The organism is Bacillus sp. FSL K6-0994 (assembly GCF_038630815.1).
In the GTDB taxonomy this organism is placed as follows: Bacteria; Bacillota; Bacilli; order Bacillales; family Bacillaceae; genus Bacillus; species Bacillus safensis.
In genome coordinates this window covers 1940742-1964943 of sequence record NZ_CP152043.1, presented here as the reverse complement: position 1 = coordinate 1964943, position 24202 = coordinate 1940742, and the positions used below count along the sequence as shown (strand labels likewise).

The window sequence follows — 24202 nt, the reverse complement described above, 5'->3', positions numbered from 1 at the left end:
AAATCATTATCAATTGTGATACACTTTCATTAATGATAAGCATTCTCAATCACGAAGGATGGACGGTGATCACATGACAATGGTTTTCTTACTCGGTACGGTCTGTGTATACAGCCTATTAATTGGCTTCGTATTAAAAGGTGTTTCTAAAAAATCTGCTTCCTGATCCCAGTCAATTGCGACTGATCGGGAAGCAGATTTTTTTTATTTCCTCAGATCAGAAGAAAAATCTCTTCATTTTGTGTAAAATGGTATCACATACATAACTGACTTTTCTAAAAACAAAGGGGTTTATCGTCATGGAAGACTTGTCTATTCGAGATTCGCTCGTTCAAACTACAGGTGCTTTATATCAAAGCCTTCTTAAAAGGGATGATCATGAACGCGCAGCCAAACTTGCATCGATTATCAAAAAGGAAGCAGAAGAAGAAGTGTATATCGCATTTACCGGCCACTATTCAGCTGGAAAGTCATCTCTTGTGAATCATCTGCTTCATGATCACATCCTGCCAACGAGTCCAATTCCAACAAGTGCCAACTTGGTCGTCGTGAGGAAAGGGAAGAGTGAAGTAAAGCTTCACACCTCAGATGGCCGCTTTGCAAAAATGAGCGGTTCTTATGATAAAGAAGCAGTTCAGCGTTTTTGTAAGGATGGAGAACAGATTGAAATGGTGGAAATTAGCGGGGACTATAGAGGACTGGAAGAAAAGGTAGCAGTGATTGATACGCCCGGAATTGATTCAACGGATCATGCTCACTTTTTATCTGCTGCGTCTATTCTTCATCAAGCAGATGCTCTTTTTTATGTCGTTCATTACAACCATGTTCATTCTGAGGAAAACATTCGTTTCATTCGCTCCATTAAAGAGAAAGTGCCAAATCTTTATTTCATCGTCAATCAAGTCGATCGACATGATGAGCATGAGACAGCATTTGAAGACTACAAAAATCAAGTAGTTGATATGCTTCAAAAAGAAGGCATTGAAGAAGAACATCTATACTTTACATCTGTAACCGATGAGTCGCATCCAAGAAACGAAATGATTCGTTTAATCGAGAAACTGCAAGAATTACAAACATTGCCGAAAGCATCGCTTCGCGCCTATACCGAGCAGAAAATAGAGCATGTTTTAAAAGAACATATTGACTCATTTAAAGAAGAGCTGCAGGAAGAGGATCTGGATTTACAGCTTCAAGAAAAAAGAAAAGAAGTGAAGGAACTTGAAGCGAGAAGCAGCTTCATTGAAAATGGAGCAAAACAGTTAGAAGATGAAGTGTCTTCTGAAGTCGAGAACATTTTAAAAAATGCAAATCTAACCCCATTTAAAATGAGGGAGCTCGCAAGTGATTATATTGAATCGAAAGCACCTGGCTTTAAGGTAGGTCTGCTGTTCGCTAAAAATAAAACCGAGCAGGAAAAAGAAAAGCGGGCGAACGAGTTCTTAGCAGATGTCAAAGCAAGAATGAAAGCAGAAGTAGACTGGCATATTGCTGAGCTGCTCAAAAAAGAAGTCAAGAAACATCAGCTTGGTGAAGAGCTATTAAATCAAGTGATGGCATTTGAAACACCTGTAGAAGAATCACTGCTTGAAAACGTGATCCATCACGGTGCGACATTTTCAAATGAATACGTTTTGCAATATGCAAAAGATGCGGGTGAAGCACTGAAAAGACAGACGAAACAGAAAGCAATACCATTGATTGAACAAATGACCGAGATGCTGAAAACCCAGCTCATGAATGAAGAGGGAAAGCACCAAGAAAAATGGGTCCAGGCAGCACAGGAGCTCCAAGCGCTGGAGCAATGCATGGAAAAAAATGATCACATCAGAAAAGATATTGAGCATGTATGGGATATATGGCAAAACGGAACAAATGAGCAGATCGAAGAAGATTGGTTTTATGTGAAAAAACACCGGATGCAGCATGACGAGCTAAATCAGAATCAAACATCAACTCATACCGAAGAAAGCGAAAAAGAAAATCAGCAGCAGACAGAGCTTGATCAAATGCGACAATCACAGCATATCCCGACAGCGCAGTCGATTGACCAGTTTGAGCAGCTTTCTCAAATTTTAATGCCATTAAACGCGCTTGGGTCTCAAAGAAAGTCCTTTGAAAAACGAACAAAGCGGCTGCAAGCGAAGGAATTTACACTCGCCTTATTCGGTGCTTTTAGTTCGGGGAAATCTTCGTTTGCCAATGCCCTTGTTGGGAGAAAGGTGCTGCCATCATCTCCTACACCAACGACGGCCACGATCAATAAGCTGACGCGGCCGACAGAAGACCATCCTCATGAAAGTGTGAAAGTGGTGTTCAAAACCGAGCAGGAAATATTAGAGGAGCTCGATCAAATTCTCGGGTTTTCTATAACAGAAGAAAAGGGAGATACGTTTCAAGCGAAACTCGAGCGGACGCTGAAAAAAAGAGAGCTTGAACAGGATCACCGCATCATTGTTGACCATTTTTTAAACGCTCATGAAACGTTCCGTGATTCGATTCAAAAACAAACGCCGCTCAATGTCACCCTGCAAGAATTAAAGCCATATGTGGCTGAAGAGGCTGTTTCTTGTGTGGTGAAGGAAGTGACGGTCTATTTAAGTACACCTTTAACAGATAAAGGACTGACGATTGTTGATACACCAGGCGCCAGCAGTATGAATAAACGTCACACAGAGATTGCCTTTCAATATATGAAGGATGCTGATGCCCTTCTTTATTTAACTTACTACCAGCATTCTTTCTCAAAAGCAGACCGGTCATTTTTACGTAAACTCGGGCTTGTAAAAGATTCATTTAGCATGGATAAAATGTTTTTTATTATCAATGCAGCTGACCTCGCAAAGGATCAAACAGAGCTTGAAACCGTCTTTGACTATGTGAAAAATGAGCTCACAAAAGAAGGCATCCGGCATCCAAACCTTCATCACGTATCGAGTAAGGAAGAGATCGAAGGAAAGGGACAGTCGCCTTATAACCAGTATGCACAGCTTAGAACACAGCTCGACTATTTTATTGAGGAAGAATTAACGAAAGATGCGATTGAGCTTCTGTATTTTGAAGCCAGTACATTATGTAGAACAGTTGACAAGCTGCATGAGACGCTGCATCAGTCGGAAGATGAAAAGCAAGCAGAAAAGAAAAGGATAGACTCATCCTATGAAGCGATCGTTGATCATATGAGTCATATTAAACGATCTAAGCTAGTGACAGAAAGTGTGAAAAAGGACTTGCAGGAACAGCTTTACCACATTGTTCAGCGCTTGTCACTTTATGCAAATGATCTGTTAAAGACAGCCTTTTATCCTGGAATATCTCAAGGGGACTTCAGACAGGAGTTGAAAAAAGCGCTTGAACAGGCGCTAAAGGATTATGAATTTGAATTTGTACAAGAGCTAAAGGCACTTGATATTCGAATGGAATCGTTTATCACTCAATATTTCAAAGAGGAGTGGGAGAAAGGATTGCAGGCCGCGTGTGCAGAAGATCCTTACTTTTCTCTCCGGCTGTCGCCGCCAGATGAGAAAAATGCCGAGCTGAAACAAATTGAAGTGGAAGCGGACCTGACGCCGTTTGAGCCGCTCTTAAAGAAGCAAAAATCAGCGAAAGCTTTCTTTGAACAGAACGGGAAGGCAGCGTTTATTGAAGCGATTCGAGATGTCCTTTTCCAATTAACGACGAAATGGGCAGATAAAGAAAAAGAAGAACTACAGAGCAGATACGATATGATGGTGAAGACCTTTACTGAAAGATATGAAACAGAAGCGCTTAAGCAGCTGAGTGAACAAAAACAAACATTTATCATGAGCTTGACGACAGATGCGAAAGAGCAGGCGATGATAGAACAAGTATACAAGCAAACAAATGAATGGAAGAACCAGTTGAAAACCATTTGATTCATGATAGACTAAATAAAAAAGAAAGCAGTTGATAAAAAATGACAAGTGTACACGAAGAAATTTCCGCACATTCACAAAAACAGAATGCTCATATCAAATCGTTTCTTGCGCTTGAGCAGAAAAGAGAGCAGGCAATAGAGACTGCTGTTTTGAAGTGTGAGCAAAACGAACCATTTACAACTGACGAGATCAATGAAATTACTTCGAAGATGAATGAGCTTGCACGAGGCGGAATTGTTCCGCTGCGTAAGCATGTCACGATTGATATGGTCAGGGAGTATGTCGAACGAAAACAGAAGTAAAGAGTAACTTTCTCTTTTTTGGTCATCTTAACAAGTGAACCGAGAAAGGGGAATGATGATGGAAAAAAAACAGCATGCAAAAAAGCAGGATGAGCGTCACCCTAAACAAAAAGAGATGCCGTCCTACGCAGAAGCAGAATCGAAAAAAATGCAATACGGTCAAAAGTAATCCCCAGGTGCCACTTCTTTTCCAAAAGAAGAAGGCGCCTTTTTTATGTCGAATTCTATGTTCTATGATAGAATAGGAGTATTGTTTTGAAAAAGGGAGTTTATAAGAATGAATAAACACGTATTGCTTGTTGATGGCATGGCGCTTCTATTCAGATCGTTTTATGCAACGGCTGTCCATCGAAATTTTATGATAAATGATCACGGTGTCCCGACGAATGGAGTAAATGGCTATTTGAAGCATTTATTAACCGCTGTTCAAACATTTGAGCCAACCCATATTGTTTGCTGCTGGGATATGGGAAGCCAAACATACCGAAATGAATTGTTTCAAGATTATAAAGCAAATCGAGGAGAGGCACCTGTCGAGCTCATTCCGCAATTCGATTTAGCAAAGGAAGCGACAGAAGAACTAGGAATTGTAAACGTTGGTATAAAGGGCTTTGAGGCAGATGATTGTATCGGCACGCTGGCGGCAGTCTATCAGAATGAAGCACGTGTGACTGTCCTAACTGGGGACAGAGATTTGCTGCAAATATTGAATGAACAAGTGACGGTTGCTCTAATGCAAAAAGGAATCGGGAACTATAAACATTATACTAAAGCTTTATTTGAAGAGGAAATGGGCATCTCTCCAAAGGCGCTGATCGATATGAAAGCACTTATGGGGGATTCAAGTGATAATTACCCAGGCGTCAAAGGAATCGGAGAAAAAACAGCATTAAAATTTATTCAAACATATCAAACCATTGACGGATTATTAGAAAATGTTCATGAACTAACGGCTGCCCAGCAAAAGAAAATGCAAGCAGGATTAGAAGATTTGAAGCTTTCCCGTTTATTGGCAGAGATCAAATGTGATGTCCCGCTGAGCTGTCCAATTGATGAGACGAAGGTGAACATCAATCAAGAACGGGCTGCTGCCATGCTGCGATACCATCAAATCAAAGGAATTGAACCGATGGTGAATCGTTTAAGTAAAATAGAGATCAGCTAAGCTGATCCCTAAATTCATCTTTTTGTATTGCTTTTCTTCGCTCTATTTTCGAGCTGAGATAGTGGCTGCTTATCTTTTGTTTGCGCATCACCTTGAGGCGTTGTCCCATTTGTGACACGACCTTTATTTTCTTTATCCAATCAGTATCACCTCATACATTAGCATAACCGAAAAAAAGCGATTCATCCTTTAGAAAGGTGAATCGCTTTTCTAGCGAGCTGATCAGCTACTTGATTTTCCTTGCTTGGAATCCACTTAATGAAAAATAAATCAAACTGGCTTTGAAGCTCGATCATCTCTTTTATAAAATGCTGAAAGGCTGGATTTTTAGCAAATCCTGCATTGGCTGCACGGTCAACTACCTGTGAATCTGTTCGAAACGAAACGGATCGCAGTCCTTTTTCTACGCAGATTTTCATCCCTTCAATGAGAGCGGAAAATTCTGCTTCGTGATTGCTCATTGATCCAAGAGGAATCGAGAAAGATTCTGCCTTTCCATCATATTTAATGAAAATGCCGATGCCAGAAGGACCCGGATTGCCTGCGCTAGCACCATCAATGTATATTTCAGCTGGCAATTTATTTCACCCTTTCATCAAGCGGAACCATTTTTTTCGCTGCATACGCGTATGGTGTCGCAATCGCGGCGACGATAAATTTAATCACATAAGTCGTGATGAAGATTTCGATCCATACATGAAATGGATAGGTGCCAAGAAAGGCAATTGTTGTGAAGATCAGTGTATCAAGCAGCTGGCTGATCATCGTACTTCCAGCGTTGCGCACCCAGAGCGCACCATCGGAAGGAAATATCCGGCGAATAAACGAATATACATAAACATCTAACATTTGACTGATGATATAAGCAGCAAGACTGCCAAGTGCGACCCTTGGCATAAAGCCAAAAATGGTTTCCAGGGATGTTTGAGAAATGTCGGATGGAGCGGGATGGAAAAGTAAAGCCTCCTGCATGACAACGGTTAGTGTTAAAAGAGTGGCAAAACCAATCCAGACAGCTTTTCTCGCTTCATTTTGTCCGTATTTTTCATTCAATACGTCCGTTGCAAAGAATACACTGCCGTATAAAATGTTTCCAAGTGTTGCCGTTAAGCCAAACAATTCAACGGTTTTGACCACTTGTAAATTTGCAGCAACCGTCGCAAAGCCAATCCAGACGAAAAGGCCCATCTTGCCAAATCCTTTATAAAATAGAAGAACAATGATAAAATTAATGATCGCAAATAAGATCCAAATACCTTCATTAAACAAGTGACATGAACTTCCTTTCTCATTGTGAAATGTAACTTTTTGATTATAGCATAACGAACGTTTACCTTAAAAGTACGGGAAGGCGATGTGATCAATGAAATTAAGAGCACACTATACAATGAAAGTGAAATCGATTGGGTCCATTGCTTTTTTCCAAGAAGATTGGATGGAGCTAAAAGAGGCCTTGATTTTAGCAAAACATATCGACAAAAAAGAACCACAGTCACTCCTATCATTTGAAGATGAAAAAGGGGCGATGTGGTCTATTAAAGAACTTGAAAAACTAAATGAAGAACTAAAGCTTGAACCTGATCAGCTTCAGGTCTATTTTGATGCAAGTTTTCACAAAGAAACAGGCGACTCTGGTCTTGGGGTTGTCGTTTACTATAAGCTCGGAGAAGATGCTTATCGTTTGAGAAAAAATCAGCCCTTCCAAGGAATCACCAATAATGAAGCAGAATATGCGGCTTTATTTGAGGCTGTCAAAGCTTTAAAAGATCTTGGAGCAAGCAGAAATTCTGTCACGGTTAGAGGCGATTCACTTGTTGTCATGAATCAATTAAAAGGAGAATGGCCTTGTTATGATGATATACATAACAAATGGCTCGACCGGATTGAAGCGGCTTTAAAGGAGCTGAGGCTTACGCCAACATATGAAGTCATCGATCGTAAACAAAATGCAGAAGCGGATCAGCTTGCAAGGCAGATGCTTGCAGACGTTCCAATTGAAAGTAAATTGAAATTAGAAGCAGACGGAGCTGAATAATGTGGATAAAAAAACAGCAGTACAAGAATTGACGGATCTCCAAGACACGTATTGTTCAGATTGTTTGATTAAGAAGCACTTTCGAAAAGAATATGGAAAAAAATACGCCCACTCCTTTTGTATTCAGCAATGCACAGTAGGAGAGAAAATAAAAGAATACGGACAGACGCTGCTTAAAAAGTAAGCGGCTGCCGCCCCGTTTTTCCCTGCTCAAACATCCGCTCATGAAAAAAAACGGATAGAATGTGTAAAAAGAGAACATATTCTGAAAAATGAGCCGATATAACTATAGAAAGTTTTGGTTGAGTTACTTTTTGACTAAGTGACGGATAATAGAGGAAAAGGGGAAGGCCGGCATGGATAATAAGGATTTCGAAACGGTATTACATCGAACATTTCAAGAGGTATACAGCGATCTAGAGCAGCTAGTAGATGTAGCAAAGAAGGGAAGACCTTTTCTCGAAAAAGATATTTCTGAAATTGAACAACGACTGAAGCAAAATATTTTAGCAATTGAAATTCAGCTGAAAATCAAATAAGAGAGGCATATGCCTCTCTTTATTTTGTCGTTTCATCATTGATTTAGTTGATTAGATTTTTGTTACGTTTGCAGCTTGAGGTCCACGATTACCTTCAACGATTTCAAAAGAAACTTCTTGTCCTTCTTCTAAAGACTTGTAGCCGTCACCTTCGATAGCTGTGAAGTGAACGAATACATCGTCTCCGCCTTCAACTTCAATGAAGCCGAAACCTTTTTCATTATTGAACCATTTTACTTTACCGTTTTGCATATTGCTTTTTCCTCCTAGTACTGTAGCACACCTTTTGGCATACTAAAAAAAATTTTCATCACCTAACGACTTTGCAGTTGTTAAATGATGGTTCCACTATACACCATCAAAAGTAAAGCGTCAAGCAGGCGAGCCAAATTTTGAGCAGAATGTTTGATTTTTTTGTTTTTTTGGTGAATAACAATGAAATATAAAACGTTTTCGGAACCTCACGTATAGCTTGTCCGTATATAAAAAAAATACAGAAAGAGGTGCAATCATGAATCGTTATACACTTGAAGAATTTGTTCAGAATACGCAGCAAGAAGATAAAGGAGAAGGGGTCTTCGAACTTGAAACACCAAGACTTTTAGAAATTAATTTGACTGACACGATTTGGGCAAAAACGGGTTCCATGGTTTCCTATCGAGGGAAAATCAAATTTGAACGTGAAGGTGTTTTTGAGCACGGCGTCTCCAAGATGTTCAAAAAAATGCTTTCAGGAGAAGGCACCTCACTAATGAAGGCGACAGGTGATGGGAAATTATATGTGGCAGATCAAGGTAAAAAAATCTCGATTCTTCGTTTGGCTCAAGGAGAATCCATTTTTGTGAATGGAAACGACCTGCTTGCGTTTGAACCATCTGTCCGCTGGGATATCAAATTGATGAAAAAAGTGTCTGGTATGCTTGCAGGCGGATTATTTAATGTCAAATTAGAAGGGGCAGGCTTAGTTGCAATCACAAGTCATTATGAGCCGCTGACACTCATTGTTCAGCCGGGTGATTCTGTTTATACAGATCCGAATGCGACTGTTGCGTGGTCAGGGGATTTAAAAACTGAATTTGTGACAGATGTTTCCTTTAAAACGTTTATTGGCAGGGGAAGCGGAGAGTCCATTCAAATGAAGTTTACCGGAAGCGGCTTTGTTGTCGTTCAGCCGTTTGAAGAAGTATACACAACAAATGGAAATCAAGGGTGAGGAAAAAGGTGTCCGTCAATGACGGACACCTTTTTATGATAATGCGCGAGCATATGTTTTCTTATTCATGATGAGATCTGACTGCTCAACGATATCTTCCAAAATGGTTTGAGAAGATTGTTTTAAGTGCAGTTTTTTCATGTTTTGTTTCATTGTTTCTAATTTTTCTTCGTCCTGCAGCAAGTTGGTCACAGATTCTAAAATGTCTTCATGTCGGTTAATGACAATGGCAGCGCCATAATCCTCAAAGAAAAGAGCATTTTCCTTTTCTTGTCCAGGGACAGGCTTATAAAGAATGACCGGGACACCGATTGCAGTTGCTTCTGTTAAAGTAATGCCGCCTGGTTTTGTAATCATACAATCTGTTACTCTGAACAATTCATCAATTTGTTCCACATATCCAAGCGCCTTCAATTGATCTGGGTGTGCTTGTTCAAGAACGCTAAGCGATTGTTTCAGCGCGGCGTTCTTTCCGCATACAACAACAATTTGTACTTCACTGTCGAGAAGCAGCGCCTCACATAATTCCTTCACATTTTTTAGTACACCGTGAGCACCGGCCATGATGAGAAGAACTTTTTTATCTGATGATAATCCATATTTCTTATAGATCATCGATTGTGGCACGTCTGCTTCAAACTGTGGTCTAATAGGAATACCTGTCACCTTGACATCGCTTGGATGTGTGCCGATTTCCACTAATTTTTGTTTCACATAATCGGTTGCAACATAGTATCGGTCGATGTTTTCATGTACCCAAATCTTATGGAGACAAAAATCTGTCATGACATTAAAAGTCGGAATCACTTTACCTGTTTTGTTTCGGTATTCTGGTACAACAATCATCGGGAATGTAATAATGATGATGTCCGGATTGTGTAACTGAATTAATTCATCGAGACGCTTATTTCCCATCTTTAAATAAATGTTAAATTTGCGTTTATTGTAAATTTTATCTACACCGTAATAAAACAAGCGATAAAATTGTTTCCCAATGGAAAAGCTCTTCAAGTATAAATATTGAGTCACTTCTGACACAATGGGATTCGATTCTTGATACAAATTAGAAACTACAACATGTTCAAACCCTTGGGATTTGCATTCATCATACAGTGTTTTTGCTACCTGCATATGTCCATTTCCATAATTTGCGGTCAAGATTAATATTTTTTTATTGGTATTCAAGAATATTCACCTCAAATGTAATCAACAACAACAAAACTTCGTACGAAAACTATTAATCTCATAGGTCTACATATACATAAAGATAACATATAAACAGTTAGAGCATATCATTCGTTACGAAAGAATTAAACTAATTTTAAAAAACAAACAGATTCAATTGATAATGGAAGACAGAGCCATTTGTATTTTAACACATTTTGACGATTTATCATCAGACCACAGTCTATTTTATTCCCAAACGTATGGTGTTTCTTGATAAACATAATAATTTAGCCAATTCATAAACAATAAGGTTGCATGGGCTTTCCAGCGATTTACTGGGATTAATGTGTCACCATCTTCTATAAAATAGTGGACAGGTTTTTGGACTGTATCATGTTTCAACAAATCTCTTTCATATTCCTGCATCAATGTATCTGTATCATATTCAGGATGTCCAGTTAAAAATACTTGTTTATCATCATCTGAAACAATTAAACAAACACCCGCTTCTTCAGACATACTCAAGACTTTCAAATTCGGCGTGTTTTTTAATTGTTCTGTATTAATATCTGTATGCCTAGAATGTGGGACATAGTATACTTCATCAAAACCTCTGACTAATCTTTCTTTTTTCTCTTTCACAATATGCTCAAATACACCAAATTTTTTCTCGGGAAGCTTGATTTTTTCAATCCCGTAATGGTGATATAAACCTGCCTGTGCACCCCAGCAAATATGAAGGGTAGACGTTACATTGGTTTTACTCCAGTCCAAAATGTCCTGCAGCTCTTTCCAATAAGAAACTTCTTCAAAAGGTAAGTGCTCAATTGGTGCGCCAGTGATGATCATTCCATCAAATTTTTTATGGCGGATCGATTCAAAGGTCGTATAAAATTCATCTAGATGCTCTCTCGACGTATTCTTCGGTGTATGTGTACTTGGAATCAAAAACGTGAAGTACACTTGTAAAGGAGAATTTCCGAGCATTCTCAGCAGTTGCGTTTCAGTTTGTATTTTTTTGGGCATTAAATTTAAGATCACGATATTCAAAGGACGGATATCTTGCTTGAATGCCCTTGTCTCATCCATGACGAAAATATTTTCGCTCTCTAGTATTTGTTTTGCCGGCAGATGAACTGGTATGTTAATAGGCAACTCGCCACCCCCTGAACCAAAGCTAATTTCACTTCATTATAGGAACTTTCTGGCGATATTTCAATGTTTCAATTATGTTACAATGAAAAATAGAGCAAAAAAGAATGCTGTTTTTGTAAAAAAAGGAGGCCATTTTGTTATGATCACAAAGCATTTATCTGATATTGACATTGCCCAAAAGGCTAAGCTGAGACCGATTCAAGACATCGCAGCAAAGCTGCAAATACATGACGAAGAATTAGAATGCTATGGTTTCACAAAAGCGAAAATATCTTTGACTATTTTTGACCGTTTAAAGAAACAAAAAGAAGGACACGTGATTCTTGTCACTTCAATTAACCCTACGCCAGCAGGTGAGGGGAAATCCACGGTAACAGTCGGCCTTGGTCAAGCCTTCGAAAAAATTGGCAAAAAAGCGATCATTGCGATGCGTGAGCCATCATTAGGTCCTACAATGGGAATTAAAGGCGGTGCAGCGGGCGGAGGATATTCACAGGTGCTGCCAATGGAAGAAATCAATCTTCATTTCACAGGGGATTTTCATGCCATTACATCTGCACATAACGCCTTATCTGCATTTATTGATAACCATATCCATCACGGAAATGAACTCGGTATCGACACGCGGCGCATTGTGTGGAAGCGGGTGCTTGATTTAAACGATCGTGCATTAAGACAGGTCGTTGTCGGACTTGGCGGTCAGTTAAATGGGTATCCTAGAGAAGACGGATTTGATATTACAGTGGCTTCCGAAATGATGGCGATCCTCTGTTTAGCAGAAGACTTAAACGACTTAAAAAAACGTCTTTCTTCTATTGTTGTTGCCTATAATCAAGAAGGCGAGCCAGTCACAGTGGGAGCACTTGGATATGAAGGTGTTCTGACGCTACTTTTAAAAGACGCACTCAAACCGAACCTTGTTCAAACGATTGAAGGAACCCCAGCCCTTGTCCATGGCGGTCCTTTTGCTAATATTGCACATGGATGCAATAGTTTAATTGCAACCAAAATGGCAGCAAAATTAGCTGATTATGTCGTAACAGAAGCAGGATTCGGAGCAGACCTTGGAGCAGAAAAGTTCCTGCACATTAAAACAAGAGCTGGTGAATTCAAACCTAGTGCAGTTGTCATTGTCGCAACAGTGAGAGCATTAAAGATGCATGGCGGAATGAAGAAAACCGAACTCAAAGAAGAGAATGCACACGCCGTATTAGAAGGTATACATAATTTAGAAAAGCATATTGAAACCGTGCAAGCTTTTGGTCTTCCATATATTGTGGCGGTAAACCGGTTTATAACGGATACAAAAGAAGAGATTCAAGCGATAGAAGATTGGTGCGGCAAACATGGCCATCCAGTCAAAGCCGTGAATGTATGGGAAGAAGGAGGCGAAGGCGGAACAGCTCTTGCCGAGGAACTAGCAGCACTCATTGAAAAGAAAAAGAACAACTTTACCTATTTGTATGAAGAGAACGATTCCATCGAAGAAAAGTTATCTAAAGTGGCCAAAGTGGTTTACGGTGCAGATGGGGTCACGCTCACAACTAAAGCAAGAAAGCAGCTGGCTGCCATTGAAGAAAACGGCTGGGCTCATTTACCGGTTTGTATGGCAAAAACACAATATTCTCTTTCAGATGATCCAGCTTTAATCGGCAGACCTAAAGGCTTTACCATTACGATTCGAGAGTTAAAGCCATCTGTAGGAGCAGGGTTTATTGTAGCCTTAACCGGAAGCATTTTAACAATGCCTGGCTTACCTAAAAAACCTGCGGCTCTCGAAATGGATATATTAGAAGACGGCAGTGTGACAGGACTCTTTTAAACGGGAGCATAAAAAGCGATTTTCTAAAAGAAGCATGTTACGATAGGAAAAAGTGAATCCTAGGAGGCTATGAGATGTCAATTTATGATATTCAGGTCAAGACCATTAACGGTCAGGAACAATCGATGGCAGATTATAAAGGAAAAGTGCTCATTATTGTAAATACAGCAAGCAAATGTGGGCTGACTCCTCAATTTAAACAATTACAAGAGCTATATGATCAATATCATGAAAAAGGCCTTGAAATTTTAGGATTTCCGTGTAACCAATTTATGAACCAAGAGCCAGAAGGAGAAGAAGCCATTCAAGAATTCTGTTCTTTGAATTATGGAGTGACCTTCCCTATGTTTGCGAAAGTAGATGTCAATGGCGAAGAGGCGCACCCGCTGTTCAAGCATTTAACAAGTCAAGCGAAAGGTGTGCTTGGGACAAAAACAGTGAAATGGAATTTCACAAAATTTATCGTGGACCAAGACGGAGAAGTTATTGAACGATTCTCGCCGAAAACACCACCAAAAGAATTAGAAAGCTCAATCATCGCTCTGCTCAACAAATAAGATGCTGACAGTCATGCAGCGAAAACAATTGGAGGCAGCTGCCTCCTTTGTTTCAGACAGGCTGAAGGATGAACCGACTGGACACGATGCGGCTCATGTTGCTCGTGTGCGCCAGCTTGCCGTCCGTATTGCAAATCAGGAAGGCGGCTCTCTATTTATCATCGAGATGGCAGCGATTGTACATGATGTCATTGATGAAAAGCTGTCAAGTGAATGGAAGGTCACTGAAAAGCAGCTTGAGAACCAGCTCCTTTTGTGGGAATTGGACACGCGGGATGTCAGCTATATCATGGACATCATTACAACGATGTCTTTTCGTCATCGGCATAAGCAGTTTAGGCCAATGACGTTAGAGGGGGCCATTGTTCAAGATGCCGATAGGCTGGATGCGATAGGAGCAAGCGGTATCGCTAGAGTGTTTACGTATGCTGGCGCAACAGGTGAGCCCCATTATACAGAGGACATGCAGCAGGGCTCTGTGCTAAAGCATATGGAAGAAAAACTGCTCAAATTAAAAGACTTGATGAACACTCATGCAGGAAAGCAGCTTGCTGATGAGCGGCATGAATTGATGAGTTTATTTATCAAGAAGTGGAAAGAAGAATGCGGCCTTACAGATGAGTAGGGTCTTTATGTGTGTAAGGAGGATATATCAATGAAAATAACAGCTATAGAACCAACGCCAAGTCCGAATACCATGAAGGTAATTTTGACAGAAGCACTTGCTGGCGGTAAAAGCAACAACTACAAAAAGGATCAAAAAGACGAAGCGCCAGAAATGATCAAGCGTATTTTAAGCATAGAAGGTGTAAAAGGGGTTTATCATGTTGCAGATTTCTTAGCGGTTGAGCGAAATGCAAAGTTTGACTGGCAGGGTATTTTACAACAGGTTAGAGAAGCCTTTGGACAAGAAACAGAAGGTCTTCAAGAAGGATCGCAGTCAGGCGATGACACATTTGGTGAAGTGAAAGTGTTTGTCCAAATGTTTAATGGGATTCCAATGCAGGTCAAACTGTCAGACGGTGAAAGAGAAGAGCGGTTTGGCATGCCTGAACGTTTTCAAGCAGCCATTTTAAAGCTTAGAAGCAGCTCAGACAATGTCGTGTTTGAACGTGTGTGGAAAGAACACGGCGTTCGTTTTGGAGAATTTGCTGATATCGGTGAGGAAGTCACAGAGGAGCTGCAAGCAGCCTATGATGATGAGCGTTTAGCCCGCTTAACAGAGGCAGTGAAAGAAGGGCAGGAAGCTGTAGATAGACAGGTGAACCGAAAGGCATATGATGTAACAGAAGACATGCTGCAAGAGGAAGATTGGAAAAAACGTTTTGCCCATTTAGAGCAAATGCAGCCAGAGCTAAAGGATATACCTGTTTTAATGAAAGCAATGGAGGATCCTAAAACGTCTATTCGCAGACAAGCCGTTGTGAATGCTGGCATGATTGAAGATCCTGCCATTCTGCCTATTTTATATAAAGGGCTCAAAGACAAAACAGTGACGGTCCGCAGAACGGCTGGTGACTGTATTTCTGACCTTGGTGACCCGAGTGCTATCAAAGCCATGATCGCAGCATTAAAGGACCCGAGTAAGCTCGTCCGCTGGCGTGCAGCTATGTTTCTTTATGAAGAAGGGGACGAAACGGCACTTGAAGCATTAAAAGAAGCAGAGCAAGACCCTGAGTTTGAAGTCAGTCTTCAAGTGAAAATGGCGATTGAGCGCATTGAGCATGGAGAAGAAGCAAAAGGCTCTGTATGGAAGCAAATGACAGAAAGTAGAAAGAATTCATCAGAATGATGAGAAAGATGAACAAGCTGCCAATGAAAAGCAGCTTGTTTTTCTAAAAATGATAGACAGAAAAATTTTTTTAGAAAAATTATTTTGAATATTGTTGAAATATGCGAAAAAACTCTATATAGTAGTACCAATATAGAATATTGGAGGTCAGATTTTATGACACGAACCTTGCTGAGCGCTTGCTTCAGCAGCCATGTTAGTCATCGGTCATTCATAGGTGGCTAAATAAACAGAAAATTTGTAAAATAAAATCAACTCAAAATCATGCAGTCAACAAGACTTGTAGTATAGGAGGCTTTTTAAACAGATGGCAGAACTACGCAGTAACATGATTAAACAAGGAATCGACAGAGCACCTCACCGAAGCTTACTAAGAGCGGCGGGGGTAAAGGATGAGGATTTCGGCAAGCCATTTATTGCCGTATGTAATTCCTATATTGATATTGTCCCAGGACATGTCCATCTTCAGGAATTCGGGAAGATTGTGAAGGAAGCCATTCGTGAAGCTGGCGGAGTGCCATTTGAATTCAATACGATTGGCGTCGATGATGGAATTGCCATGGGTCATATCGGGATGAGATATTCATTGCCAAGCCGTGAAATCATTGCGGACTCTGTAGAAACCGTTGTATCTGCTCATTGGTTTGATGGAATGGTTTGTATTCCTAACTGCGATAAAATCACACCAGGAATGATGATGGCAGCGATGCGCGTGAATATCCCGACTGTCTTTGTGAGCGGGGGACCGATGGAAGCGGGTAGAACAAGTGACGGCAGAAAAATTTCTCTTTCTTCTGTATTTGAAGGCGTTGGTGCATACCAGTCAGGTAAAATCAATGAAGAGGAGTTAAATGAATTAGAGCAGTTTGGCTGTCCAACCTGCGGATCTTGTTCAGGTATGTTTACAGCTAACTCAATGAACTGTTTAGCGGAAGCACTCGGGATCGCTCTTCCTGGAAATGGAACGATTTTGGCGACATCACCAGAACGAAGAGAATTTGCGAAGAAGTCTGCAAAACAACTCATGGAGCTCATCAAAAAAGATATTAAACCACGGGATATTGTCACTGAAAAAGCAATTGATAATGCATTTGCATTAGATATGGCACTTGGTGGTTCAACCAATACCGTTCTTCACACATTGGCAATTGCGAATGAAGCAGGTGTTGAATATTCACTTGAACGTATCAATGAAGTAGCAGAACGTGTGCCTCATTTATCAAAACTTGCTCCAGCTTCAGACGTTTATATTGAGGATTTACATGAAGCAGGCGGTGTTACAGCGGCACTAAATGAATTGTCTAAAAAAGAAGGAGCTCTTCATTTAGATACAATGACTGTCACTGCGAAAACGCTTGGCGAGAACATTGCGGGGCATGAGGTAAAAGATTATAACGTCATTTATCCAATCGACAAGCCATTTACTGAAAAAGGCGGCTTAGCCGTTTTATTTGGAAACCTTGCGCCAGATGGAGCCATCATTAAAACGGGCGGGGTACAAGACGGGATCACACGCCACGAGGGGCCTGCGATCGTATTTGAATCCCAGGAAGAAGCCCTTGAAGGTATCATTAATAGAAAAGTAGAAGCAGGACATGTTGTCATCATTCGCTACGAAGGACCTAAAGGCGGACCTGGCATGCCTGAAATGCTTGCACCTACTTCACAAATCGTCGGCATGGGACTTGGACCAAAGGTTGCTTTAATTACAGACGGACGTTTTTCCGGCGCTTCTCGCGGATTGTCTATTGGGCACGTCTCTCCAGAGGCAGCTGAGGGCGGCCCGCTTGCATTTGTTGAAAATGGTGACCATGTCGTTGTCGATATCGAACAGCGCATTTTAAGCGTAGATGTTCCAGAGGAAGAATGGGAAAGAAGAAAAGCAAACTGGAAAGGCTTTGAGCCAAAAGTGAAAACGGGTTATCTTGCTAGATATTCAAAACTTGTGACATCAGCCAATACAGGCGGAATCATGAAAATTTAATCTGATATCGAACATTTGAAAATTGGCTCTCTCTATAGTATCCTTTATTCACAACATAAGGATTATAGAGGGGGCTTTTTTATGTCAATGGCATATGAAGAATACATGCGCCAGCTCGTTGTACCGATGCGTCAAGAGCTGACAAGTGCAGGATTTCAAGAACTAACAACGGAAGAAGAAGTAGAACAAACGATGCAAGAAGCAGAAGGAACGACATTTGTAGTTGTTAATTCTGTATGCGGGTGCGCTGCCGGCTTAGCACGCCCAGCTGCTACTCAAGCTGTGATGAAGGCAGAAAAAACTCCAGATCGAATTGTCACAGTTTTTGCTGGTCAGGACAGGGAAGCAACGGCAAAAATGAGAGAATACTTCACAGGCGAAGAGCCATCGTCTCCATCTATGGCACTTTTAAAAGGAAATGAACTCGTTCATTTTATTCCGCGTGACGAGATTGAAGGTCATGAAATGGAAGACATCATGAACAACGTCTTATCTGCATTTGAAAAACATTGCTAATACACATGTTGAAATGTCCTGTGATCAAGTCAGGGCATTTTTTCTTGATCATGATGGAGGAACCGCATGCTTATCACAACAAGCTTTAGAGCAAATGAACAAACAATTGAAACAGCAAAAGCCCTTGCAGAGGATTTACATGGTGAGTATGTAGAAAGGCGCAAACAATCCGTCAAGCAGCTTGCGATGAAACGAGGAGATGTCCTTGTTGTGGGGAAAGAAAGATTTGAATGGTATCAGCCAAATGGTGAAAAGTTCTTCTTCCATCCAAGCTCAGCGATGTTCAGGGTGAAGCGGCTCATGCGCGGGGAAAAGGATCCTTTAATCGAAGCCACGCAGCTTCAGCCGGGCGATTCCTTTTTAGATTGTACGCTTGGCCTAGGATCAGATGCCATTACAGCAAGCCTGCGAGTAGGTGCGAATGGAAGGGTCGTCGGTATCGAAAAGAATCCGATGACAGCATTGCTAGTGCGAGAAGGATTAAACACATGGGAGACAGGAGTAAGAGAGGCAGATGAAGCGATGAACCGGATATCTGTTGTAAGTGGAGACAGTATCGAGCAGCTAAAAAAGCTCTCTGATGAATCATTTGATGTCGTCTATTTTGATCCGATGTTTGAGGAGACGATTCAAGAGTCTGCAAGTATCGCACCGCTCCGTCATGCGGCAGAGCACCACTTTGACCACGAAACAGCCGTCCAAGAAGCGCTGAGAGTGGCGAGAAAAAGAGTGGTTTTAAAAGATCATTGGAAAAGCACCCGATTTCTAGCAGACTCCTATCAATTTCACGTTTTAAAACGAAAAACAGCCCAATTTCATTATGGATATATTGAGAAAGAAAAAAGCCCTCGCTAAAGGTTCAGGTGTGCAGACAATTCTTTTTAATTCCTTGTCAATCATCTAAAAAAGCCCTTATTCAGGGCTTTTAATCTGTAATCTCCATATAGACAAAATAAAATAATGTCAGCAAGGAAGCCGTAATAAAAAAACCTTCAAGCATACCCATTCCTCCCAAATTTTAGTCGTCATTACTGCCATTGTAAACGTTTTATTATGAAAAAGAAAGTCTCAAATCGGTGACCAAATTGAATGACTGAAAATTCATTATATGCTAGAATAGCAGTATGATAACTTATGGAAGGAATTAGATATCATGAAGATGTGGATGAGAAAAACGCTTGTTGCGCTCTTTACGATTGCAACTTTTGGTTTAGTCTCTCCTCCGTCGGCTTTGATGACAGACAAGCCCTCTGAACTTTCTTCATCTGATAAAACGCCTTATACAGCTGTTTATGATACATCAGATGAAATGCGCAGCTGGGAACTAACGCAAGAGGAAAGCAAAGAACAGTTAGATCCCTTTGAGCAATATAAGCAAGAGGTGCTGTCAAGTGCAGAAAATCAATCCTTTCTCAAATTTGGCCGTAAAATCACACCTGTCATTGAGGACGAGTACAGAGAAGAGATTCAGCCGAAGATTGAACAAGTGTTAACTGACTATTTAACAAATTTCAAAGATGACGAAAAATTTCAAGATGTTGTTTTAACTGATCAGCCTTCAAGCGGAAATGGCGAAAAAATCTTCCACATTTACAACCGCAAGACCGGAGAAGATTTGCTCCGTTTTCATGTCAGAAGAGATCAGCCGCCTCACAGCGGATATTGGTTTAACTTTCATTACCATACAGCAGAAGATGGATTCCAGACGCATCACGAACTCGGTAATATTTACTGGGACAAAAACACCCCGCCGAGCTGGATGAGCCACTAGAAGGAGATGTCATGCCAATTGAAAAAATATACAATGAACGAAATGGTGCAAATTACAAAACAAATGTTAAACGATCGCGGAGTGAAAATTGAAGATATCGCACACATTGTGCTGAAGCTCCAAGAAAAATATCATCCAAACCTTCCACTTAGTGTCTGTATTGAAAATGTTGAAAAAGTGCTGAATAAAAGAGAAATTGTCCATGCAGTTTTAACAGGACTTGCCCTTGATCAGCTGGCAGAAAAAAAGCTCTTGCCAGAACCTTTACAGCACTTAGTTGAAACAGATGAGCCGCTATATGGAATTGATGAGATTATTCCGCTTTCCATTGTCAATGTATATGGATCAATCGGTTTGACCAACTTCGGTTATTTAGATAAAGAGAAATTTGGTATTATTCGTGAATTAGATGAAGGCCGTCCAGGTGAAGTGCATACTTTCCTTGATGACCTAGTCGCTGCACTTGCCGCCGCAGCTGCAAGCCGCATTGCTCACTCACACCAAGATATTAAGGATGAAGAGCAGGAACGAGTGAATCAAGCATAAAAAGAAAAACATGTCTGCTCATCATGCAGGCATGTTTTTTTGGTTTCAAGAAAAGCCGAAATAAGGTAAACTACAACAAGAACATAAATAAAGGATGAAAAAAATGAAACAATACAAAGAGTTATGCCGTCATGTATTACAGCACGGGGATGAAAAAGGTGACAGAACGGGTACAGGTACAATCAGCACGTTCGGTTACCAGATGAGATTTGATTTACAGGAAGGATTTCCTCTTTTAACCACAAAGAAATTACACCTGAAATCGATCATTCATGAGTTGCTTTGGTTTTTAAAAGGTGATACAAATGTCAAATATCTTCAAGAAAATGGTGTCCGCATTTGGAACGAATGGGCAGATGAAAATGGAGAGCTGGGCCGTGTATACGGTGCACAGTGGAGATCATGGGCGAGCGGAGACGGCGAGACAGTGGATCAGATCACAAAGCTGATTCATGATATTGAGCACAACCCGAATTCAAGACGACTGATCGTCAGCGCTTGGAACCCGGGGGAAATTGATCAAATGGCGCTGCCTCCTTGTCATTGTCTATTTCAATTTTACGTATCAAACGGGAAGCTTTCCTGCCAGCTATATCAAAGATCGGCAGATATCTTTTTAGGCGTGCCATTTAATATTGCTTCATATGCCCTTCTAACGATGATGATTGCCAAAGTCACAAATCTTGAGCCAGGAGAGTTTATTCACACACTCGGAGATGCTCATATTTATCAAAATCATCTTCCACAGGTGAAAATGCAGCTAGAGCGCGAGGAACGCACGCTTCCTACGCTTCGTATTACAAGAGATGTAAAGAGCATTTTTGATTTTACGTTTGATGATTTTGTGCTTGAGAACTATGATCCGCATCCGCATATAAAAGGAGAAGTCAGTGTATGATTTCCATGATTGCGGCGACAGGAGAAGACAGAGTCATTGGTCTAGATAATCAAATGCCTTGGCATTTACCAGCAGATTTAGCGTATTTTAAAAAAGTCACAGGCGGTCACACGATTGTCATGGGCAGAAAAACCTTTGAATCCATTGGACGAGCGCTGCCTAACCGCCGAAATATTGTGCTGACCACAAGTTCTTCTTTTAAAGCAGAAGGATGCGAGGTTGTTCATTCAATTGCTGATATTTTGGCAATTGGGGAAAGCGAGACAGAGCTATTTATCATTGGCGGGTCTAAGCTGTATGAAGAAATGATGCAATATGCTGATCGTCTCTATATCACGCACATTCACCATGCGTTTGAAGGAGACCGCTATTTCCCGTATTACAATGAAGATGAATGGACGATTGTATCACGCGAAAAAGGCCATCGTGACGAAAAGAACCCCTACAATTATGAATTTGTCGTATATGACAAAAAAGGATAAGTGAGTAGGAGGAGTACGGTTGTTTCGTTATTGGTTTTTAACGATTTATGTTGTTGTATCCTTTTTAAAAAGTATGAGGCATTTGTACGATCATGAATTAACGGATCCACGCATTTCCTATACGAAACGAATGCATCTCATTCATGAGCATGTAAAAAGGTTTTCCCGGGGATGTATTGATCAATCAGGATCAGTCATGACCATTCATCAGCAAAAGAAGCTGCCAGATGGCCCGGTTATTTATGTCACAAAAGAGCTGAATCCAGTCACGACGACATTATTGATCGGCCACCTTGAGAAGCCATTTGCTTTCATGGCAAAGCCGAAGCTCTTTCGGTATCCGATTTTAAAACAATGGCTCAAAAAAATGGCGGTTATCCATCAGAATCAAACGGATGAGGTCTTATTAGAAGAAGCAAAGGAAAGAATCGTGTCTGGGCAGAGTCTATTGCTTTCAGAAGCGTATCGTCATATTGCAGAGGCGCTTGCTGAAGAATACGATTGTCCGCTTGTACCAATTGAAACTAGCGGAACGGATCGTCTTTTAACTGGGAAGATCGTGAAAAGACTGCGTCCTGTTAATGTCGATATTCATATTAAAGCTCCTGTCATGATCAGTGATTACGCACAAAAACGTGCATAGAAAAAACCAGCATCCGAATAGTGGATGCTGGTTTTTTCATTCTATGCAGCAGGAATGTTTACGCAATAGAATAAAATACAGAAGAACATCGATGCGCTGCCGCCAAGAACAAAGCTGTGCCAAATCGCATGATGATAGGGAATTTTCCGCCAAATATAAAAGATGGTTCCGACTGAATATAATATGCCGCCTAACAGTAAGAGGCCAAATCCTGCACCTGTTAATTGGATATAAAGCGGTTTGATGGCGATGATGATCATCCAGCCCATTAATAAATAGACAAGGGTAGATACGATAATAAAGCGTTTGACGAAAAAGATTTTAAAGACAATCCCACCAGCAGCAAGCGCCCATACAATGGCAAGGAGCGTATAGCCGAGTGCACCTTTTAGTGGTCCAAGTAAAAAGGGTGTATATGTACCAGCAATCAATACATAAATAGCCGAGTGGTCGAGGATTTCAAAAATATCTTTTGTTTTTTTGTGCCGAATGCTATGAAGCAGGGTTGAGCTTAAATAAAGCAGCAGCATGGATGCACCAAATATCGAAAAGCTGATAATGTCTGTGACAGTGCCGTATTGAACAGCGAATAAGACGAGAAACACAATGGCTGGGATGGATAAAATAACACCTATGCCATGTGTAATGGCGTTTGCAATTTCTTCTTTTACAGTAAACAATGGATGTCCTCCTTTTATTGAACCGGTATATAACCATCAAGCGACTTCAGGAATGAAAGACCTTCAAGTGTAATCTTCGTTCCGGCCCTGCCTTTTCCTTTCGTCACGTATGCTTTTTTCTCAAGATCATCTAAGCGGTTTCGCACCTGCTGAGGGGTCAGCGGGATATCTCCTTGTTTGCTTAATTCAGATAAGATGCGCCTGCTGGCTGCTTCTCCTTTTTCATTAAGAGATTTAATGGCTTCCAGCAAGAAAACAAACTCTTGTTTTTCCATTAGTGTGAGCTGGTGTTCTTCCTTTTTACCTTTCACGGCTGAGGGAAGAGGTGCTAACACAAAGGGCGGTAAATGATGTAAAAATACCGTGTGGCCTTCGAGTATGGACGCAGCGTAATGAACAATATTTTTGAGTTCTTTGACATTTCCTTCAAATGGATACTGCTGCAAGGCTTCCCAAACACTTGGATCAATATCAGGTGCCATGTTCAGCTTTTGAAAGAAAGCATTTGTTAACACAGGAATATCTGTTTTTCGTTCGGCTAAAGCTGGAAGGGCCAAATGAAGAACATTCAGACGATAAAACAGCTCGGGTAAAAAGGTAGAAGAAACCCTGAGTGCCTCTATTGATAAAGACGAAGAAGCGATTACTTTTGTTGCAGGTGACGTTTCTAGAAAGTGAATGACCTGGTGCTGCATAGAAATACTTAATGCACCGATTTCATCTAAATAAAGAATTTGATTGTTTTTTTCTGTGAAGGCTTTCTGTAAGGTTTCTTCATTCAAGATAGGGCAATACATGTGTGTCAGTGATGCGTGTGGAACAGATACGTTCGCCATTTCTTGGGCGAATAGCGTTTTGCCTGTGCCGATGTCTCCTGTTATCAAGACCGGCTGTTCGTTTTTCGAAAATTGTTTTGCCAGATGAATTGCATGCTTGATATCTTGATGATCACCATAGATAGATGCGAATGATTGAGTGGCCATTGGGTGATTCCTTTCTTTGTGGTTCTAATTGGTTCAATTGTAACACCCAATTA

The 24202-nt window shown here is 40.8% G+C and carries 28 protein-coding genes; 20 read left to right on the top strand and 8 right to left on the bottom strand.

The window, feature by feature from the left end; translation table 11 throughout:
- The first annotated feature begins 58 nt into the window (after positions 1 to 58).
- The 4 genes from fbpC to MHB69_RS09970 all read left to right on the top strand — a co-directional run bounded on the left by fbpC (position 59) and on the right by MHB69_RS09970 (position 5366).
- Positions 59 to 166, top strand: a complete 108-nt coding sequence (fbpC, locus tag MHB69_RS09985) for a Fur-regulated basic protein FbpC (protein ID WP_306299200.1) — start codon at positions 59 to 61, stop codon at positions 164 to 166.
- Positions 167 to 299: 133 nt separating this feature from the next.
- Positions 300 to 3896, top strand: a complete 3597-nt coding sequence (locus MHB69_RS09980) for a dynamin family protein (RefSeq protein WP_342495528.1) — start codon at positions 300 to 302, stop codon at positions 3894 to 3896.
- A 41-nt stretch (positions 3897 to 3937) separates the two neighbouring features.
- On the top strand, positions 3938 to 4201 hold the full coding sequence (locus tag MHB69_RS09975; RefSeq protein ID WP_024422753.1) for a YpbS family protein: 264 nt from the start codon (positions 3938 to 3940) through the stop codon (positions 4199 to 4201).
- Between the two features lie 277 nt (positions 4202 to 4478).
- A complete protein-coding gene (locus MHB69_RS09970) occupies positions 4479 to 5366 on the top strand; it encodes a 5'-3' exonuclease (protein WP_024428128.1) in 888 nt (295 codons plus the stop codon).
- Positions 5367 to 5380: 14 nt separating this feature from the next.
- Here the strand turns inward: MHB69_RS09970 and MHB69_RS09965 are convergent, their stop codons facing one another.
- From MHB69_RS09965 to MHB69_RS09955, 3 genes are read right to left on the bottom strand one after another with little or no spacing between them, the layout of a single operon-like run.
- A complete protein-coding gene (locus MHB69_RS09965) occupies positions 5381 to 5506 on the bottom strand; it encodes a hypothetical protein (protein WP_003215584.1) in 126 nt (41 codons plus the stop codon).
- A 42-nt stretch (positions 5507 to 5548) separates the two neighbouring features.
- Entirely contained in the window at positions 5549 to 5944 is a 396-nt protein-coding gene (locus MHB69_RS09960) for a reverse transcriptase-like protein (protein WP_041109559.1), read from the bottom strand.
- A gap of 1 nt (position 5945) precedes the next feature.
- Positions 5946 to 6635, bottom strand: coding sequence for a queuosine precursor transporter (locus tag MHB69_RS09955; protein ID WP_024422750.1), 690 nt, complete (start codon positions 6633 to 6635; stop codon positions 5946 to 5948).
- 94 nt (positions 6636 to 6729) lie between these two features.
- Here MHB69_RS09955 and MHB69_RS09950 point away from each other — a divergent pair, with 94 nt between their 5' ends.
- The 3 genes from MHB69_RS09950 (at position 6730) to MHB69_RS09940 (ending at position 7940) form a co-directional block, all read left to right on the top strand.
- Positions 6730 to 7401, top strand: a complete 672-nt coding sequence (locus MHB69_RS09950) for a ribonuclease H family protein (RefSeq protein WP_328699743.1) — start codon at positions 6730 to 6732, stop codon at positions 7399 to 7401.
- 1 nt (position 7402) lies between these two features.
- A complete protein-coding gene (locus MHB69_RS09945; protein WP_024422748.1) occupies positions 7403 to 7585 on the top strand; it encodes a zinc-finger domain-containing protein in 183 nt (60 codons plus the stop codon).
- A 172-nt stretch (positions 7586 to 7757) separates the two neighbouring features.
- A complete protein-coding gene (locus MHB69_RS09940; protein ID WP_008346368.1) occupies positions 7758 to 7940 on the top strand; it encodes a hypothetical protein in 183 nt (60 codons plus the stop codon).
- Between the two features lie 51 nt (positions 7941 to 7991).
- Here the strand turns inward: MHB69_RS09940 and cspD are convergent, their stop codons facing one another.
- Positions 7992 to 8192 (bottom strand): cold-shock protein CspD, encoded by a 201-nt coding sequence (gene cspD, locus MHB69_RS09935; RefSeq protein ID WP_003215784.1) that lies wholly within the window; start codon positions 8190 to 8192, stop codon positions 7992 to 7994.
- Positions 8193 to 8451: 259 nt separating this feature from the next.
- On the opposite strand from cspD, the gene MHB69_RS09930 reads away from it, so the two are divergent.
- Positions 8452 to 9153, top strand: coding sequence for an AIM24 family protein (locus tag MHB69_RS09930; RefSeq protein ID WP_024428131.1), 702 nt, complete (start codon positions 8452 to 8454; stop codon positions 9151 to 9153).
- Positions 9154 to 9186: 33 nt separating this feature from the next.
- On the opposite strand, the gene MHB69_RS09925 is transcribed toward MHB69_RS09930, so the two are convergent.
- Positions 9187 to 10338, bottom strand: coding sequence for a diglucosyl diacylglycerol synthase (locus MHB69_RS09925; RefSeq protein WP_342495527.1), 1152 nt, complete (start codon positions 10336 to 10338; stop codon positions 9187 to 9189).
- Between the two features lie 228 nt (positions 10339 to 10566).
- Positions 10567 to 11475, bottom strand: coding sequence for a homoserine O-succinyltransferase (gene metA / locus MHB69_RS09920; RefSeq protein WP_024428133.1), 909 nt, complete (start codon positions 11473 to 11475; stop codon positions 10567 to 10569).
- A 139-nt stretch (positions 11476 to 11614) separates the two neighbouring features.
- On the opposite strand from metA, the gene MHB69_RS09915 reads away from it, so the two are divergent.
- From MHB69_RS09915 to MHB69_RS09860, 12 genes are all read left to right on the top strand, one after another.
- A complete protein-coding gene (locus MHB69_RS09915; protein WP_327826308.1) occupies positions 11615 to 13297 on the top strand; it encodes a formate--tetrahydrofolate ligase in 1683 nt (560 codons plus the stop codon).
- Positions 13298 to 13371: 74 nt separating this feature from the next.
- Positions 13372 to 13854: a glutathione peroxidase gene (locus MHB69_RS09910; RefSeq protein WP_024428135.1), complete on the top strand. Its 483-nt coding sequence runs from the start codon at positions 13372 to 13374 to the stop codon at positions 13852 to 13854.
- A gap of 13 nt (positions 13855 to 13867) precedes the next feature.
- On the top strand, positions 13868 to 14479 hold the full coding sequence (locus tag MHB69_RS09905; RefSeq protein WP_342495526.1) for an HD domain-containing protein: 612 nt from the start codon (positions 13868 to 13870) through the stop codon (positions 14477 to 14479).
- A gap of 30 nt (positions 14480 to 14509) precedes the next feature.
- Positions 14510 to 15646 (top strand): conserved virulence factor C family protein, encoded by a 1137-nt coding sequence (locus tag MHB69_RS09900; protein ID WP_342495525.1) that lies wholly within the window; start codon positions 14510 to 14512, stop codon positions 15644 to 15646.
- Positions 15647 to 15953: 307 nt separating this feature from the next.
- Entirely contained in the window at positions 15954 to 17630 is a 1677-nt protein-coding gene (ilvD, locus tag MHB69_RS09895; RefSeq protein ID WP_024422739.1) for a dihydroxy-acid dehydratase, read from the top strand.
- Positions 17631 to 17711: 81 nt separating this feature from the next.
- Positions 17712 to 18146 (top strand): BrxA/BrxB family bacilliredoxin, encoded by a 435-nt coding sequence (locus tag MHB69_RS09890; RefSeq protein ID WP_024422738.1) that lies wholly within the window; start codon positions 17712 to 17714, stop codon positions 18144 to 18146.
- 66 nt (positions 18147 to 18212) lie between these two features.
- A complete protein-coding gene (locus MHB69_RS09885) occupies positions 18213 to 19001 on the top strand; it encodes a class I SAM-dependent methyltransferase (protein ID WP_065214715.1) in 789 nt (262 codons plus the stop codon).
- Between the two features lie 298 nt (positions 19002 to 19299).
- A complete protein-coding gene (locus tag MHB69_RS09880; protein ID WP_024428139.1) occupies positions 19300 to 19917 on the top strand; it encodes a YpjP family protein in 618 nt (205 codons plus the stop codon).
- An 18-nt stretch (positions 19918 to 19935) separates the two neighbouring features.
- Entirely contained in the window at positions 19936 to 20463 is a 528-nt protein-coding gene (locus MHB69_RS09875; RefSeq protein ID WP_024428140.1) for a phosphatidylglycerophosphatase A, read from the top strand.
- Positions 20464 to 20566: 103 nt separating this feature from the next.
- Entirely contained in the window at positions 20567 to 21361 is a 795-nt protein-coding gene (locus MHB69_RS09870) for a thymidylate synthase (protein ID WP_024428141.1), read from the top strand.
- Entirely contained in the window at positions 21358 to 21843 is a 486-nt protein-coding gene (folA, locus tag MHB69_RS09865; RefSeq protein WP_342495524.1) for a type 3 dihydrofolate reductase, read from the top strand. The genes MHB69_RS09870 and folA overlap by 4 nt, the downstream gene beginning before the upstream one ends.
- Positions 21844 to 21862: 19 nt before the next feature.
- Positions 21863 to 22486 carry a hypothetical protein gene (locus MHB69_RS09860; RefSeq protein WP_024428143.1) on the top strand — a complete coding sequence of 208 codons (624 nt, stop codon included), beginning with the start codon at positions 21863 to 21865 and terminating at the stop codon, positions 22484 to 22486.
- Between the two features lie 41 nt (positions 22487 to 22527).
- Here the strand turns inward: MHB69_RS09860 and MHB69_RS09855 are convergent, their stop codons facing one another.
- Both MHB69_RS09855 and MHB69_RS09850 read right to left on the bottom strand, forming a co-directional pair.
- Complete coding sequence (locus MHB69_RS09855; RefSeq protein WP_024428144.1) at positions 22528 to 23166, bottom strand: hemolysin III family protein; 639 nt, start codon at positions 23164 to 23166, stop codon at positions 22528 to 22530.
- A gap of 14 nt (positions 23167 to 23180) precedes the next feature.
- A complete protein-coding gene (locus MHB69_RS09850; protein ID WP_061109262.1) occupies positions 23181 to 24149 on the bottom strand; it encodes a sigma 54-interacting transcriptional regulator in 969 nt (322 codons plus the stop codon).
- Between the last annotated feature and the right edge of the window lie 53 nt (positions 24150 to 24202).